The sequence below is a fragment of the Streptomyces hirsutus genome, from assembly GCF_001418415.1.
GTDB lineage: Bacteria > Actinomycetota > Actinomycetes > Streptomycetales > Streptomycetaceae > Streptomyces > Streptomyces hirsutus.
Window position 1 is genome coordinate 1 of record NZ_LIQT01000743.1, and the last position, 1,393, is coordinate 1,393.

The window sequence follows — 1,393 nt, forward strand, 5'->3', positions numbered from 1 at the left end:
CCCCTACGTGTCGCACTCCAGCACCGTCCGGCACAACGTGCACCGCGCTCGTACCCGCCCCCGCACCGGGACCCTGATCCGCTGATGGCACGTAGGACACGGGAACGACACCCGCAGCGGCTCCTCACGGCCACCGCCCCGCGTGAAGCTGTACGGCACATCCGTGCGGGCCGTCCGGTCCGAGGGGAAGGGGAGGACCCCCCGCTGCCCCTGCTGGGCATACCGGCGCTCCCGCGCGTACCGCCTGCGCCCCGTCCAGCCGGCAGCCGTCAGCGGCGGCTGCCGCCCGTCGAGCCGGGCCAGCTCCATCCCGCTCACGTACGCACGGTGAGCCTGCTCGCTGGTGAACCACACCGACGGATCCTCGCCGAACGCCAGCGACCGCTTCGCCAGCACATAGCCGAACTCCTCCGGCGTGAGATACCCCAGCTTCTGCGACGACACCTCGTCCTGACGGAACGCGTCCAGCAGCAGCCACCCCGCCCCCAGATACGTCGCCGCCGTATCCGTCAGCAGCTCGTTGTCGCGCGCACCGGGAAACGACAGCCCCAGACGATGCAGATAGACATGCGTCACCTCGTGAGCCAGCGCCGCCCCTATGTCCCGCCGATGCGTCCGGAACCGATCGTTCAGCTCCACGAAGTACTCAGGACCCGCCGCCAGCTCGACATACGCCGCATGCCTCATCTCGCGAAAACTGACGATCAACCGCTCATCCGGCAACCGGTAGTGCCGGACCATCTCCCGCGCCACCCGCTGCGCCCCCATATGAAGATCATCCGTGTCGCAGAACGCCACATCGACAGGCGCCACACTCACCGAGAACGACCGGACCGTGTCATACGACAAACGCCGGTACAACGCGGTCACCGCCGACCGCACCGTCCCCAGATGCGGGTAGCCCCGCTCCACCGCCCCGTCGCTCGTCACGCCTCACCCCCAAGACGTCCCACCACCGATTCCACTGTACGAGTCCACCCCGGCACCTGTCCCGACCGCGGACACCCGCCACCCCGCCACCGCCCCGTAGGCTGACTTCCCATGACCACCAGCAGCACCGGTACCGGTGACGTCGACCCCGCAGTCCGCGAGGAACTCGCCAGGCTGCGCGACAGCATCGACAACATCGACGCGGCCGTCGTCCACATGCTCGCCGAACGCTTCAAATGCACCCAGCAGGTCGGCCGCCTCAAAGCCGAACACCGGCTGCCCCCCGCCGACCCGGCCCGCGAAGCCCGCCAGATCACCCGGCTGCGCACCCTCGCCGAGAACGCCAAACTCGACCCGGCCTTCGCCGAGAAGTTCCTGAACTTCATCATCGCCGAAGTGATCCGCCACCACGAACACATCGCCGACGGCGCCACCAAGAGCACCGTCGGCGATGTGTTCGTGG

The 1,393-nt window shown here is 68.6% G+C and carries 2 protein-coding genes; one reads left to right on the forward strand and one right to left on the reverse strand.

Annotated features, from left to right (window positions below; genetic code table 11):
• Window positions 1–3 precede the first annotated feature (3 nt).
• Window positions 4–930, reverse strand: a complete 927-nt coding sequence (locus AOK11_RS38160) for a hypothetical protein (protein WP_055598187.1) — start codon at window positions 928–930, stop codon at window positions 4–6.
• A 111-nt stretch (window positions 931–1,041) separates the two neighbouring features.
• On the opposite strand from AOK11_RS38160, the gene AOK11_RS38165 reads away from it, so the two are divergent.
• On the forward strand, window positions 1,042–1,393 hold a 352-nt coding region (locus AOK11_RS38165; RefSeq protein ID WP_055598188.1), incomplete at its 3' end, for a chorismate mutase.